At 70.1% G+C, this 13,396-nt stretch carries 14 protein-coding genes; 5 read left to right on the top strand and 9 right to left on the bottom strand.

All coding sequences use genetic code 11. From position 1 onward, the window contains the following. Window positions 1-79 precede the first annotated feature (79 nt). Complete coding sequence (locus WA675_RS21395) at window positions 80-1,090, bottom strand: Lrp/AsnC family transcriptional regulator (protein ID WP_336086519.1); 1,011 nt, start codon at window positions 1,088-1,090, stop codon at window positions 80-82. Window positions 1,091-1,200: 110 nt separating this feature from the next. On the opposite strand from WA675_RS21395, the gene WA675_RS21400 reads away from it, so the two are divergent. Continuing rightward, the gene (locus WA675_RS21400) at window positions 1,201-1,584 is read left to right on the top strand and encodes a VOC family protein (protein WP_336086521.1); all 384 of its coding nucleotides are present in this window, start codon (window positions 1,201-1,203) and stop codon (window positions 1,582-1,584) included. Window positions 1,585-1,625: 41 nt separating this feature from the next. Here WA675_RS21400 and WA675_RS21405 read toward each other — a convergent pair whose 3' ends face one another. The 6 genes from WA675_RS21405 to WA675_RS21430 all read right to left on the bottom strand — a co-directional run bounded on the left by WA675_RS21405 (window position 1,626) and on the right by WA675_RS21430 (window position 8,889). Continuing rightward, the gene (locus tag WA675_RS21405; protein ID WP_336086523.1) at window positions 1,626-3,776 is read right to left on the bottom strand and encodes a S9 family peptidase; all 2,151 of its coding nucleotides are present in this window, start codon (window positions 3,774-3,776) and stop codon (window positions 1,626-1,628) included. 108 nt (window positions 3,777-3,884) lie between these two features. After that, a complete protein-coding gene (locus WA675_RS21410; RefSeq protein WP_336086526.1) occupies window positions 3,885-4,817 on the bottom strand; it encodes an alpha/beta hydrolase in 933 nt (310 codons plus the stop codon). A gap of 164 nt (window positions 4,818-4,981) precedes the next feature. Continuing rightward, complete coding sequence (locus WA675_RS21415) at window positions 4,982-5,404, bottom strand: HIT family protein (RefSeq protein ID WP_336086528.1); 423 nt, start codon at window positions 5,402-5,404, stop codon at window positions 4,982-4,984. 85 nt (window positions 5,405-5,489) lie between these two features. Continuing rightward, entirely contained in the window at window positions 5,490-6,911 is a 1,422-nt protein-coding gene (gene purB, locus WA675_RS21420; protein ID WP_336086530.1) for an adenylosuccinate lyase, read from the bottom strand. 6 nt (window positions 6,912-6,917) lie between these two features. Then, window positions 6,918-7,571 carry a TetR/AcrR family transcriptional regulator gene (locus WA675_RS21425; protein WP_336086532.1) on the bottom strand — a complete coding sequence of 218 codons (654 nt, stop codon included), beginning with the start codon at window positions 7,569-7,571 and terminating at the stop codon, window positions 6,918-6,920. A gap of 157 nt (window positions 7,572-7,728) precedes the next feature. After that, window positions 7,729-8,889 carry a pyridoxal phosphate-dependent aminotransferase gene (locus tag WA675_RS21430; protein WP_336086534.1) on the bottom strand — a complete coding sequence of 387 codons (1,161 nt, stop codon included), beginning with the start codon at window positions 8,887-8,889 and terminating at the stop codon, window positions 7,729-7,731. A gap of 171 nt (window positions 8,890-9,060) precedes the next feature. On the opposite strand from WA675_RS21430, the gene WA675_RS21435 reads away from it, so the two are divergent. Next, entirely contained in the window at window positions 9,061-10,155 is a 1,095-nt protein-coding gene (locus WA675_RS21435) for a M23 family metallopeptidase (protein WP_336086536.1), read from the top strand. A 13-nt stretch (window positions 10,156-10,168) separates the two neighbouring features. Here WA675_RS21435 and purD read toward each other — a convergent pair whose 3' ends face one another. Further along, the gene (gene purD / locus WA675_RS21440; protein ID WP_336086537.1) at window positions 10,169-11,443 is read right to left on the bottom strand and encodes a phosphoribosylamine--glycine ligase; all 1,275 of its coding nucleotides are present in this window, start codon (window positions 11,441-11,443) and stop codon (window positions 10,169-10,171) included. Between the two features lie 60 nt (window positions 11,444-11,503). Here purD and WA675_RS21445 point away from each other — a divergent pair, with 60 nt between their 5' ends. Then, a complete protein-coding gene (locus WA675_RS21445; protein ID WP_278264774.1) occupies window positions 11,504-11,881 on the top strand; it encodes a PH domain-containing protein in 378 nt (125 codons plus the stop codon). Window position 11,882: 1 nt separating this feature from the next. Here WA675_RS21445 and WA675_RS21450 read toward each other — a convergent pair whose 3' ends face one another. After that, entirely contained in the window at window positions 11,883-12,311 is a 429-nt protein-coding gene (locus WA675_RS21450; protein ID WP_336086540.1) for a hypothetical protein, read from the bottom strand. 89 nt (window positions 12,312-12,400) lie between these two features. Here WA675_RS21450 and WA675_RS21455 point away from each other — a divergent pair, with 89 nt between their 5' ends. Together WA675_RS21455 and WA675_RS21460 are read left to right on the top strand one after the other, a co-directional pair. Beyond that, window positions 12,401-12,826 (top strand): HIT family protein, encoded by a 426-nt coding sequence (locus WA675_RS21455; RefSeq protein WP_336086542.1) that lies wholly within the window; start codon window positions 12,401-12,403, stop codon window positions 12,824-12,826. 88 nt (window positions 12,827-12,914) lie between these two features. Then, a complete protein-coding gene (locus tag WA675_RS21460; protein ID WP_336086544.1) occupies window positions 12,915-13,385 on the top strand; it encodes a hypothetical protein in 471 nt (156 codons plus the stop codon). Window positions 13,386-13,396 lie beyond the last annotated feature (11 nt).

The raw sequence follows: 13,396 nt of genomic DNA on the forward strand, positions 1-13,396 counted from the left end.
GTGAGCACGGCAGACCGCACTTCTACTGTCGACGGGCACGGCATCCAGCGGCCTCGGCGCGCGCCCGTCCGCACCACTACTACCGCCGACGGCCGCGACGTTCAGCCCCGTCGGCGCGCGCCCGACCGGAAACGAGAAGCGGGCCCGCGCGTTTGGTGCGCCGACGGATCAGAGCGGTTTCGACACGGGTGATGGCGGGATGGGCGGCGAGGTCGACGGTGACGAATTCGTGCAGATCCGTGGCGCTGGGCAATTCGAGGATCACGAATACCGACCAGGAACCCGTGACGGTGGCCGCGAACGCGACGCCGGGGTGGGCCCGGAGGGCATCGAGCACCTCGCCCAGCCCCGCCGGAGCCACCGCCAGCCATACCAGCGCTTCCTCGGTGTAGCCGAACAGCGCGGGATCGATCTCGACCTCGAAGGCGAGCAGACCCGCGGCCCGCCATGCCGCGAGCCTGCGCCGGACCGTCGGCTCCGACCAGCCGGTCCGGGCGGCCAGCCGGTGCAGGTCGGCGCGCCCGTCGTGGGCGAGTTCGTCAGCGAGCACCGCGTCGCGCTCGGTCCATTCGCCCTGCGGCACTTCCGGTTCCGGGTCACCGGCCGGTGTGGCGAGGGCCGCCTGTTCCGAAGCGGTCAGTGCGTTCGTGCGGCCCGGCCAGCCCTCGGTCCCCGCGACATAGCGCAGGACGGTGTCGACCGAGAGCGCGCGGATGTCAGGGAGCCGGGACAGGGCCGCGGTCAGGTCGGTGCCAGCCGGGGTGGCGAAGATGCAGGTGAGTTCGGGCCCGCCGGTCATCAGCGCGACCCAGGAGGTGTCGGGGCGGCGGGACAGGGCGGCGGCCAGCTGCTCGTCGGTCCCCGGCACGCAGCGAATCAGGACCACCGTGTCGACCAGCCCGGCGCGGGCGCTGTCCACCCGGCCGACGACCCGCAGCACCAGCCGGGAACGCAACCGCTGATAGCGCCGGGCGATCGTGCGCTCGGAGACCCCGAGCACGTCGGCGATCCGCCGGAAGGGGGCGCGGCCGTCGAGCTGCAGGGCATGGACCAACCGGCGATCGAGATCGTCGAGGTCGACGGATTCCATCACGTTGGGCCCACCAGGTGTCGGATTCGGAAAACCTGGTCCGACTTTAGCGTCCGTTCCCGTACCGGTGCGCCGATGCTGAGGACGGTCCCGATCCGAAGGAGCACGAAATGCTGACCGTTCTTCCCATCCGCTACGTCGCCGATGTCGAGGCCACCCGCGCGTTCTACGCGGGCCTCGGCCTGACCTTCCGCCCGGAACTCAGCGTGCCGGTGTGGGCGCATCTCGAGGCCGGTGCGGGCGCGCTCGGCGTCCACGACGCGGCGGTGTCGAAGGGCAAGCCGCCCGGCACCACCGAACTGAACCTGGCCACCGACGAACCGCTCGAGGAGGTCGCCGCCCGGCTCGGGGCCGCGGGGTACGCGATCACCCTGCACGACGAGGACTTCGGCCGGAGCCTGCGCGTCACCGATCCCGACGGCGTCGTAGTGCAGATCCAGCAGCTCGTCGTCGAGACCATGCGCGACTCGGCCGACGCGGTCGCCCGGTCCTGAACGGCCACCGGCCCCGCACGCGAGCGGGGCCGGTGCCGAGATCAGGCGTCGGCCAGGCCGACCTTGTCCAGCACCCAGGCGTACTCGAAGCCGACTTCCTTCCACTTCTCGTAACGCCCGCTCACGCCGCCGTGACCCGCGGTCATCTCCGTCTTGAGCAGCAGCTCGCTGTCGCCGGTTTTGGTGGCGCGCAGCTTGGCGACCCACTTGGCCGGTTCCACGTAGAGCACGCGGGTGTCGTTGAGACTGGTGATGGCCAGGATGGCCGGGTAGTCCTTGGCCTCGACGTTCTCGTACGGCGAGTACGACTTCATGTACTCGTAGACGTCCTTGTCCGCCAAGGGGTTTCCCCACTCGTCCCATTCGATCACCGTCAGCGGCAGCGACGGGTCCAGGATCGAGGTGAGCGGATCGACGAAGGGCACATTGGCGAGGATGCCGGTGAACAGCTCCGGTGCCAGGTTGGCCACCGCGCCCATCAGCAGCCCGCCCGCGCTGCCGCCATCGGCGATGAGCCGGTCGGCGGCGGTGGCGCCGGTGTCGATGAGATGACGCGCGCAGGAGACGAAATCGGTGAAGGTGTTCATCTTGAGCAGGGTCTTGCCGTGCTCGTACCAGAGCCTGCCCATCTCGCCGCCGCCGCGCACATGCGCCACCGCGAACACCATGCCGCGATCGAGCAGCGACAGCCGCGACACCGAGAACGACGGATCGATGCTGGCCTCGTAGGACCCGTACCCGTAGAGCAGCATCGGCTTCGGCCCCTCGGGCAGCCCACGCCGCTTGATGATCGAGATCGGGATGCGGGTGCCGTCGTCGGCCACCGCCCAATCCCGGTGCTGCTCGTAGTCGTTCGCGTCGTACCCGCCCAGCACCGGCTGCTCCTTGCGCAGCAGCAGCTCGCCGGTGGCGGGCACGTAGTCGAATACCTGCATCGGGGTGATGAACGAGGTGACGCCCACCCGCAGCGTCGGCTGCTCCCACTCCGGGCTCGAACCCGCGCCCGCGGCGAACAATTCGAGGCCGAAGTCGAGTTCGGTGAGCTCGCCGTAGCCGTCGGCGGTGAGCGGCCAGACCGCGATGCGCGGCAGCGCGTCACGGCGGTAGCCCAGCACCAGGTGATCCGCGAAGGCGTCGATGTCCTCGAGCCGCACGTCCTCGCGGTGCCCGATCAGGATGGTCATGTCCGAGGGGTCGGTGGCGGGCGCCGCGGCGAGCACGAAGTTCTCCGCCTTCACGCCGTCGACCACGTCGTTGTGCAGGATCAGGAAGCGGTCCTCGCCGCCGATCACCGCGTGCTCGGCCGAGTACTCCACGCCCTCGCGGCGCTCGAGCAGCACCCGGAACTGGCCCTCGGGATTGTCGGACTCGAGCACCCAGCCCTCGGTGGTGATCTTGGAGCCGAGCCAGATCATCAGGTACTTCTCGGAGCGGGTGGCGCCCACGCTGACCCAGTAGCGCTCGTCGGGCTCGTGGAAGACCGTCACGTCGGCGTCGGAACCGGTGCCGACGCGGTGGCGCCACACGGTGTCGGGGCGCCAGGACTCGTCGACGGTCTGATAGAAGATGTGCGTGCCGTCCAGCGACCAGGTCGCCCCCGGCGCCGCCCCGGCGACCTCGTCGGGGAGCAGTTCGCCGGTGCTCAGGTCCTTGATCCGCAGCGTGTAGCGCTCGTCACCGGTGCTGTCGACGGAGTAGGCCAGCAGCTTGCCGTCATGGCTGAGCGAGAACGCGCCGAGCGCGAAGAAGTCCAGGCCCTCGGCCAGGACATTGCTGTCGAGCAGCACCTCCTCGCCCTCGATCACGGTGTCCACCTCGAGCTGCGGCGGAGTCCACGCGTCGATGCCCGCGGCGTCGGCGTCGATCGGACAGCGGCAGTGCACGCCGTACTGCTTGCCCTCGAAGCTGCGCGAGTAGTACCAGTACTCGCCCAGCCGGGTCGGGACCGAGAGGTCGGTCTCCTGAGTGCGCGCCTTGATCTCGTCGAAGATCTTGTCCCGCAGCGGCTGCAACTGGTCGGTGCGTGCCGCGGTGTAGGCGTTCTCGGCCTCCAGGTACGCGATGACCTCGGGGGATTCCTTGTCCCGGAGCCACTCGTACTCGTCGACGAAGGTATCGCCGTGATGCACCCGTTCGGCGGGTACTTTCTTCGCGATCGGCGCCGACACCGCCACAACATTCTCGCCAGCCATGCGCTCCACCGTAGCGGCCGCACTCCCCCGCGGCCCGCCAACTCACCCGGGCCCGCCCCGACACGCGACGGCCCGGCTCGTGCGTACGAGCCGGGCCGTCGCGGAAAATCAGGCGCCGAGCGCGGGACCGATGGTCGGCCAGGAGGCGTGCAGCGCGTCCTGCCAGTACGACCAGGAGTGCGTCCCGACCGGGTGGTAGTCGATCTTGGCGCCGATGCCCGCGGCGCGCAGCCGCTGGTCGAAGGCGACCATGCAGGTGTTCACACCCAGCTCGATCGGACCGCCGAGGAAGATGTTCTCGGCCAGCTGCGGCTTGAGCTCGGCCTCGTGCGGGCCGGGGATGCCGGTGCCGGTGGACAGGTACAACGCCTTGCCGCGCAGCGCGTCGACCATCAGCGCCGGGTCGTGCGCGGCCCACTCCGGGCTGCCCGGGGCGCCCCACATGTTCACCGGGTTGCCGCCACGATTGGCGATCGAGAACATGATCGCCGCGGCCGCCATCGCGCTGTCGGGACACGCGCTGTACCCGGCGACGGCCCGGTACAGACCCGGGTGCCGCGCGGCCAGCACGTAGGCCGCGTTACCGCCCATCGACAGGCCGCCGATGCCGTTGACGCCGTTGCCGTTGAACTGCCCGTCGATCAGGCCGGGCAGTTCCTGGGTGAGGAAGGTCTCCCACTTGTACCGGCCGAAGTGCGGGTCGTCGCTGATCCAGTCGGTGTAATAGCTGGCCTGCCCGCCCATCGGCAGCACCACATTGACGTTCTTGCCGCGGAAGAAGGCCTCGGCGTCGGTGGCGTTGGTCCAGGTGCTCTGGCCGATGCCCGGGTCGAGCCCGTCGAGCAAGTAGTACGTGCCGCGCGAACCGCCACCGGCCGGGTGCAGCACCTGCAGGTCGACATTGCGTCCCATCGCCGGTGAGGTCACCGTGATGGCCGTGCGGGTGGGACTCAGTTCGTTCACCCCGACGATCTGCGCCGCACCGGCGGATGCGGGGTGCACCACCGCCGGTCCGATCAACGCGATGGCGAAAGCCAGCACTGAAGCAGCAACACCTGTACGACGCACGTCCCACCCTCCATTACCGCATGCCAATGACAGTCCAAGGTAACCCATGAGTGCGGTAAGTCACAGCATTCGGCGTTTCGGGCGTTTCTTCAGCAAACTTGCCGGTTTGCAATGACCGGTTCGCCCGAAAATGCAGGTCAGCGGGTGAGTGCGCCCCGGATCGAGCCCGCCAGATAGTCGAGATCGGCGCGCGCGGGCGAACTCGGCCGGGCGCGTAGGCCGAACCCGTCCCCGGGGCGGCGCGGGATCACGTGCAGGTGCACATGGAAGATCTCCTGCCCGGCCGTGACACCGTCGGCGAGAAAGAAATTCACGCCGTCGGCGGCGACCTCGCTGTCCCGCAAGGCGGCGGCGATCCGCTGGCCGACCTGGAAGAGCTTGCCGCCCAACGCCGGATCGAGATCGGCCAGGCTCGGTGCGACGACCTTGGGCACCACCAGCACATGGCCGGGCGTCACCGGGCGAATATCCATGAACGCCAAAACATCGTCGTCCTCATAAACATTGGACGACGGCGCCCGGCCCGCGATGATGTCGGCAAAGATCGTGTACGGATTCACGCCCGTACGGTATCGAAACCGGCGCACGAACCCCCGCCACCGGCGCCACAGCGGCGGCAGCGGCGGGCTGGTCCGCACGGTCGGCTCAGAGAATCGGCGACGGCGTGTAGCGCGCGGCCTCGGGGTTGGCCTCCACCAGCTTCTGCACCTGCGCCACCACCTCGGACACCTGGTCCGCGGCCGCGCCGATGAACGCCGACTTGTCGGCCAGCGCCGCGTCCAGCTCCGCGCGGTTCAGCGGCATCCGGTCGTCGGCGGCCAGGCGGTCCAGCAGGTCGGGCTCGCGGCCCTGCTCGCGCATGGCCAGCGCCACCGCGACGGCGTGCTCCTTGATGACTTCGTGCGCGGTCTCGCGCCCGACGCCCGCGCGCACCGCCGCCATCAGGATGCGGGTGGTCGCCAGGAACGGCAGGTACCGGTCGAGCTCGCGCGCGACCACCGCCGGGTAGGCACCGAACTCGGCGAGCACGGTCAGGAAGGTCTCCATCATGCCGTCGATGGCGAAGAAGGCGTCCGGCAGCGCGACGCGGCGCACCACCGAGCAGAACACGTCACCCTCGTTCCACTGCGCGCCCGAGAGCTCGGCCGCCATCGAGGCGTACCCGCGCAGCACCACCTGCAGGCCGTTGACGCGCTCGCAGGACCGGGTGTTCATCTTGTGCGGCATTGCCGAGGAGCCCACCTGGCCCGGCTGGAAACCCTCGGTGACCAGCTCGTGCCCGGCCATCAGCCGGATGGTGTGCGCGAACGAGGAGGGCCCGGCGCCCAGCTGCACCAGTGCGGAGAGCACATCGAAGTCCAGCGAGCGCGGATACACCTGGCCGACGCTGGTGAACACCGACGCGAAGCCGAGGTGGGTGGCCACCTGCTGCTCGAGCGCGGCGAGCTTGCCCGCGTCACCGTCGAGCAGGTCGAGCATGTCCTGGGCGGTGCCCATCGGGCCCTTGATCCCGCGCAGCGGGTAGCGGTCGATCAACTCGCGCAGCCGGGTGAGCGCGACGAGCACCTCGTCGGCGGCCGAGGCGAAACGCTTGCCCAGCGTGGTGGCCTGTGCGGCGACATTGTGCGAGCGCCCGGCCATCACCAGCGCCTGGTACTCGGCGGCCCGCTCGGCCAGCCGCGCCGCGATGGCGATGCCGTGCTTGTAGACGTGCTCGAGCGAGAGCCGTACCTGCAGCTGCTCCACGTTCTCGGTGAGGTCGCGGCTGGTCATACCCTTGTGCACGTGCTCGTGCCCGGCCAGCGCGTTGAACTCCTCGATGCGCGCCTTCACATCGTGCCGGGTCACCCGCTCACGCTCGGCGATCGAGGCCAGATCCACGTGATCGATGACCCGCTCGTAATCCTCGAGCACCCCCGCCGGAACCTCGATCCCCAGCGCGCTCTGCGCCCGCAACACCTCCAGCCACAGCCGCCGCTCGAGCACGATCTTGTTCTCGGGCGACCAGAGCGCGACGAGCTCCGGGCTGGCGTATCGGGTGGCGAGGACATTCGGGACGAGGGTCACGAACACTCAGTCTAGTTGCCGCACCCGCTCGGGTTGCTGGGGCATCAGGTTCGGGACCACGGGTGGGGCGACGATGTCGATCATCTCCAGCAGACCGGCCCTGGCGGGGCGGCGGGGTTCGGCGTGGCCTTCGATCAGCGCGCCCACCACCGCGCTGTCGACCACGGCGACCAGCCTGCGTAACTGCTCGGGGCGCACCACTCGGTCGGAGCGGCGCAGCACGTCGGCGAGCAGGTCTTCGAGCTGGCTGCGTAGTCGGAGCTGGACCTCGCGTAATTCGGGGTGCCGGGCGGAGGCGACGGAGCGTTCGTAGCGGGCGATCAGCTGGCCCCGGGCGTCGAGGTCGCTGTCGTCGGGGCCGACGAGCAGGTCGAGCACCAGGTCGACGGTCGCCTCAGCGCCGCGTCGGCGGTGGCTCACCTCGCCGACCCGGCGGCGCATCGCGTCCAGCTCGATCGCGCCGCTGAACTCGACGGCGCGGGCGATCAGATCTTCCAGGGACTCGAAGTAGTAGGTGGTCGAGGCGAGCGGAAGATCGGCCCGCGACGCCACCGACCGATGTCGCACCGCATCGAAGCCGCCTTCGAGCAAGAGTTCAGCCGCCGCCGCCACCAGTGCCTGGCGACGTCGTTCGCCTTTGGGGGTCGTTGCGGTGGTCACCGTGCCATCGTGCCAGTCATCATCAGTTCAACCGTGCGCAATCGTCATCGGGGAAACGCTGGGAAATCGGGATAACTGATTTTTACCGCATCGTGGCACCGAAGTGTTCGTACTAGGGAAAGTTGTTGTCGCACATCACTGTTGACAGATGAACTGGTCAGTCCTTCAGGAAGCGTCCCAACCGGTCCAGCGCTGCGGCGATGTCATCGGTGGCACCGGCGAAGGAGAACCGGACTGTTCGGTCCCCGTGCACGGTGTCGAAGTCGAGCCCCGGCGCCAGCGCGACGCCGGTCGCGGCGAGCACCTCCGCGCACCAGGCACGCGAGTCGTCGGTCAGATGACCGATATCGGCGTAGGCGTAGAAGGCGCCGTCGGCGGGAGCCAGATCGGTGATGCCGAGCGTGGGCAGACCCTCCAGCAGCAGTGCGCGGTTGGCGGCGTAGCGGCGCACGTGCCCGTCGAGTTCGTCCTTGGCCTCGGGGCCGAAGGCGTGCACCGCCGCATACTGCGAGATCGCGGGCGGGCACACGGTCATATTGGAGGCCAGCCGCTGCAGCGCCGGGCGCAGGTCGGCCGGGGCCAGCATCCAGCCCAGCCGCCAGCCGGTCATCGAGAAGTACTTCGACACCGACCCGATCACCACCGCGTCGCGGGAGAACTCCCAGGCAGAGGAGGTCGGCGTGCTCGCGCCGTAGGTGATGCCGTGGTAGATCTCGTCGGAGATCAGCAGCGTGCCGTGCTGTTCGCACCAGCGCGCCAGCGCGGCGAGTTCGGCCGGGTCGATCATGGTGCCGGTAGGGTTGGCCGGGCTGGCGACCACGAGCCCCGCGGGCGGTTCCGGCAGCGCCTCGAGCATGGCGACGGTCGGCTGGAAGCGGGTCTGCGGGCCGCAGTCGAGTTCGACGACGCGACAGCCCAGCGCCGTCAGCGTATTGCGGTAGGCGGGGTAGCCCGGCCGGGCCACCACCACGGTGTCGCCCGCGTCGAAGGCGGCCAGGAAGATCAGCGTGAACGCGCCGGAGGACCCGGTGGTCACCACCACCTCGTCCGGGTGCACGTCGTAACCGTAGGTCTCGCTGTGGTGCCCGGCGATGGCCTCGCGCAGCGGCAGGATGCCGAAGGTCTCGGTGTAGCCGAGCAACTCGTGGTCGATCGCGGCCCTGGTGGCGCGCAACACCGGCGCTGGCGCCTGGGTGGAGGGCTGCCCCGCGGCCAGGACCAGCACATCTCCGTGCGACCTGGCGCGTTCGGCGGCCGCTTTCCACACATCCATCACGTAGAAAGGGGGGATGGTCGACCGGCGCGATTCTCTGGACACCCGACAGACGGTAGAGCACCCGATTGCGCGCGTTCACGGATATGGTCGGCACAATGGCTTCGACAGCGAACACGCGGCCACCGACACAGCCGGTCCGGCCGCGTCGGGGACGGGGCGCGGGGGCAGTATGCGGACATCGGTGAGTGCGTGGGCGTGGGGCGGCGAGGTCCGGTGAAGCCGCTGCTGAGAACCCGACGCGGGCCCGCGAACGCGGCGGATGGGGCTGGTCGGTCGGCACGCGCTGACACCTCGCCGTCCGAACCCGAGGACCCGGTAGACCGCCCGCGCCGCGTCCTCGTCAACGGCCGCCTCCTCCCCGCGAACTGGCGCACCGAGCAGGCGAAACCTGGTGTCACGGAACGCTTCTCCACGTGGGCCGCCAGGTACCCCATCGTCGGCGAGGTCGCCGGTGAGCTGCGCAGCGGCGAAGTCCGCAAGGTGTTCTGGCAGCGGCCCCGCGCCACGGCCGAAGCGCTGTGGTCACGCAGGCCGAATCCGGAGCAGCTGCGCGAGGTCGTGATCGAACGACGGGTGCTGATCGCCGCGGTCGCCGCCGTCGCGGTGTTCGCCGCGGCCGACGCGCACCTCGGCGGCGGACTCGCCCAGCACCCGCCGCAGCCCGGCGAGGCCCAGCGCGTCGCCATCGCCTATCCCCCGCAGGTCCCACCCAACCCGCAGTCGGCGGCGCGCATGCTGGCCGCCATCGCCAAGGGCGAGAAGCGCCGCGAGGCAGCCGTCGTCGCCGCGGCCACCCTGGCCACCCTCGAACGCGCCAAGGCCGAGGCGGCGGCCGCGGCCTCGGGCGAGTGGCAGCCGTGGATGGGTGAGCGCGCGCCGGTGGTGCCGGGCGTGCTGGTCCCCGGATCGACCCCGTCGACCGGCGGTTTCAGCCTGCCCGCCAAGGGCGTGTTCACCTCGGGTTTCGGTTCCCGCTGGGGCACCATGCACCGCGGCATCGATATCGCCGCCCCCATCGGCAGCCCCATCTACGCGGTCGCCGACGGGACCGTCATCGAGGCGGGCCCGGCCCAGGGTTTCGGCCTGTGGGTCCGCATCAAGCACGACGACGGCACCATCAGCATCTACGGCCACATGTACGACTTCATCGTCTCGCCGGGCGAACGCGTCCCCGCTGGCATGCAAATCGCCCGCATCGGCAACCGCGGCGACTCCACCGGCCCACACCTGCACTTCGAGATAGTCCAGAACGGCCAGCACGTCGACCCCCAGGCCTGGCTCGCCCTGCACGGACTGAGCCTGACCTAGGGTCGCGCGGGTCCTACTTCGCGCGCTCCGGCACCACGACCTCGGTGGCGCCGATATCGGTGCGGAAGTGGCTGCCGGGCAGCTTGATCTGCGCCAGCCGGGCGTAGGCGCGCTCGCGGGCCTCGGCGAGGTCGGCACCCACGCCGACCACGTTCAGCACGCGGCCACCCGCGGAGACCAGCGCCTTGTCCTCACGCAGCGCGGTGCCCGCGTGCATGACCAGCGTCTCGCCCTCGAGCGCGCTGTCCTCGGCACCGCTGATGACATCGCCGGTGCGCGGCCGGGCCGGGTAGTTCTCGGCGGCCAGCACCACGGTGATCGCGGCGCCGTCCTTCCAGCGCGGGGCGTCGACCTCGGCGAGGCGCCCGGTGGCGGTGGCGTGCAGCAGCTCGGCGAACGGACTGTCGAGCAGGGCCAGCACCGCCTGGGTCTCGGGATCGCCGAAACGGCAGTTGAATTCGACCACGGCCGGACCGTTGGTCCCGATCGCCAGCCCCGCGTACAGCAGGCCGGAGAACGCGCTGCCCCGGCGGACCAGCTCGGCCGCGACGGGTTTCACCACGTCCTCGACGATCTCGGTGAGCGTCTCGGCGGGCAGCCACGGCAGCGGCGTGTAGGCGCCCATGCCGCCGGTGTTGGGCCCGGAGTCGCCGTCGCCGACGCGCTTGTGGTCCTGCGCGGGCAGCAGCGGCACCACGGTCTCGCCGTCGACCAGGCAGAACAGCGACACCTCCGGCCCGTCCAGGAACGATTCCAGCAGCACCGGATGTCCCTGCTCGAGCAGTTCGGCGCCGTGCTCGCGCGCGGCGGCGCGGTCGGCGGTCACCACCACGCCCTTGCCCGCGGCCAGGCCGTCGTCCTTGACCACCCAGGTCGGGCCGAAGCGGTCCAGGGCGGCGTCGAGCTCGGCGGGGTTGTCCACGATCTCGCTGTGCGCGGTCCGCACGCCCGCGGCGGCCATCACGTCCTTGGCGAAGGCCTTGGAGCCTTCGATCCGCGCGGCGTCGGCCGAGGGGCCGAACACCGGGAAGCCCGCCGCGCGCACCGCGTCGGCGATGCCGAGCACCAGCGGCACCTCGGGACCGATCACCACCAGGTCGGCGGCCACGTCGGTGGCCAGCGCCACCACGGCCTCGGCCGAGCAGGGGTCGACGGCGCGCAGCTCGGCGTGCTGGCCGATGCCCGGGTTGCCGGGGGCCGCGATCACCGCCGTCACCGAGGGATCCCGGCGCAGCGCCAGGACGAGGGCATGTTCACGGGCTCCGGAACCGATGACGAGTACGCGCACGCAGACAGATTAATCGAGCACAATGGAGCCAAGAGTCATCGGGGCGAAGGGGACACCATCATGGGACTGCTCGACGGAATGATGGGCAACGCGGGGCGCGTCGACCCCGCTGCCGCGCAACAGGAGTACGCGAAGCTGTTCGGTCAAGGCGAGCAAGTGTATTCGGCGTTCCTGCTGGTCCGCGATGCCATGCTGTTCACCAATCGCCGCCTGATCATGGTCGACAAGCAGGGCGTCACCGGCCGCAAGGTGAGCTACCACAGCATCCCCTACCGCTCGATCACCCGCTTCGCGGTGGAGACCGCGGGCACCTTCGACCTCGACGCCGAGCTCTACATCTGGGTCGGCAGCAGCCAGGAGCCGCTCAAGCAGCGCTTCAACCGCCAGGTCGACATCTACGAGGTGCAGGGCATCCTGTCGCACTTCGTCGCCATCTGACTCAGCGCCGCGCCGCCCGCGCCGCCGCCACGGCGAGCAGCACCGCCAGCAGCCAGAGCACGATCCCCATCGGCACCGCCGGAAACCACGGTCCGACGCCGTCGGGGAACTCGGCCACGCCCGGCACCAGCGATCCGAACGCCACCTGCGCGGCCCCACTCGCCGCGACCACGACCGGCCACCAGCCCCGGCGCCGCGTCCCCGAGGCACGCAACCACAATGCCGCCGCCACCGCGGGCGCGGCCATCACCACCGCCGTCCCCGCGACGATCCACGGCCGCTGTCCCACGACCGGCAGTGTCACGGTGGTCAGCTGCACCGCCCACACCGCGACGAGCAACACGGGGGCCACCCCGTACCCGAGCGCGAGCCACACCACCGCCCACTGCCCCGCGCGCCCCCACGACGCCCCCGCCGGAATGTCATTCATCTCCGGCGGAGCCTACGAGACCGTCGCCGAGACCGGCAAGGGCCGCGCTCCCCGGACGCGGCCCCCGACGACCCTTTAGGCTCGCCCGTATGGCATCCGTTTTCAGCGCGATCATCGCAGGCCAGCTGCCCGGGCGGTTCGTCTGGTCCGACGACGAGTTCGTCGGCTTCCTCACCATCGCCCCCGTCACCCAGGGCCACACCCTCATCGTCCCCCGCGCGGAACTCGACCAGTGGCAGGACATCGACCCCGAACTCATGGCCCGCATGACCGGCGTCGCCCAAAAGGTCGGCCGCGCCGTCCGCCGAGCCTTCGACGCCCCCCGAGCCGGCCTCCTCATCGCCGGCCTCGAGGTCCCCCACCTGCACACCCACGTCTTCCCCGCCTACACCATGGGCGACTTCGACATCTCCGGCGCCGACCCCGCCCCCACCCCCGAATCCCTCGACGAAGCCCAAACCAAGATCAAGTCCGCCCTCCGCGACCTGGGCTACGAAGCCAACGTCCCCGACTGACCCGAGGGACCGGATCGGCCGCACCCCGGTCGAGGCGCGACGACGACCCGCGATTCAGCCCCGACCAGACGAAGACTGATGGAGAAGTATGCCCAGCGCAGCGACACCGGGTAAGCGTGTCCTGGCCTACGTGATCACCGGTGCGCTGAGTCTCTGCCTCGCCTCAGTGACCCTGTTCTCGGCGATCCAGCCGATCAATGTGCTCGCCTACTGGCTCGGCTACGGCGAGTCGTCGCAGGTGCTGGTCACCAAGGGTTCGTCATCGAGCTCGAGTATCGGACGGAGTGAGGCGGGAGAGGGCCGGATAATCGCCGACGACAGAGTGGTCCGGCTCTACGGCGCCTCCGTGGGTGACACCGTCACCGCCCGCCCACGCCTGATTGCCCTCGGCGCCAAGCAGTACGTCTACCACAGCCCCCTCCGCGCCGCCGAAGACCTGGTCTGGTTGATCCCCACCGCCCTCTTCGGCTTCCCACTCGCGATGATGCTCTTCGCGGTCATCTCCCCCACCCGCGCCCAGAACTTCAGCCAACGCCTCAAGGCGCGCAACGAGCGCTGACCCAGGTATTC

It is taken from the genome of Nocardia sp. SSK8, from assembly GCF_037034205.1.
In the GTDB taxonomy this organism is placed as follows: domain Bacteria; phylum Actinomycetota; class Actinomycetes; order Mycobacteriales; family Mycobacteriaceae; genus Nocardia.

What these genes read in the sequence shown, in the direction of transcription:
- WA675_RS21460 (WP_336086544.1), top strand. Translation starts at nt 12,915, where the DNA reads ATGCCCAGCGCAGCGACACCGGGTAAGCGTGTCCTGGCCTACGTGATC.
- WA675_RS21450 (WP_336086540.1), bottom strand. Translation starts at nt 12,311, where the DNA reads ATGAATGACATTCCGGCGGGGGCGTCGTGGGGGCGCGCGGGGCAGTGG.
- WA675_RS21400 (WP_336086521.1), top strand. Translation starts at nt 1,201, where the DNA reads ATGCTGACCGTTCTTCCCATCCGCTACGTCGCCGATGTCGAGGCCACC.
- WA675_RS21405 (WP_336086523.1), bottom strand. Translation starts at nt 3,776, where the DNA reads ATGGCTGGCGAGAATGTTGTGGCGGTGTCGGCGCCGATCGCGAAGAAA.
- WA675_RS21445 (WP_278264774.1), top strand. Translation starts at nt 11,504, where the DNA reads ATGGGACTGCTCGACGGAATGATGGGCAACGCGGGGCGCGTCGACCCC.
- WA675_RS21455 (WP_336086542.1), top strand. Translation starts at nt 12,401, where the DNA reads ATGGCATCCGTTTTCAGCGCGATCATCGCAGGCCAGCTGCCCGGGCGG.
- WA675_RS21395 (WP_336086519.1), bottom strand. Translation starts at nt 1,090, where the DNA reads ATGGAATCCGTCGACCTCGACGATCTCGATCGCCGGTTGGTCCATGCC.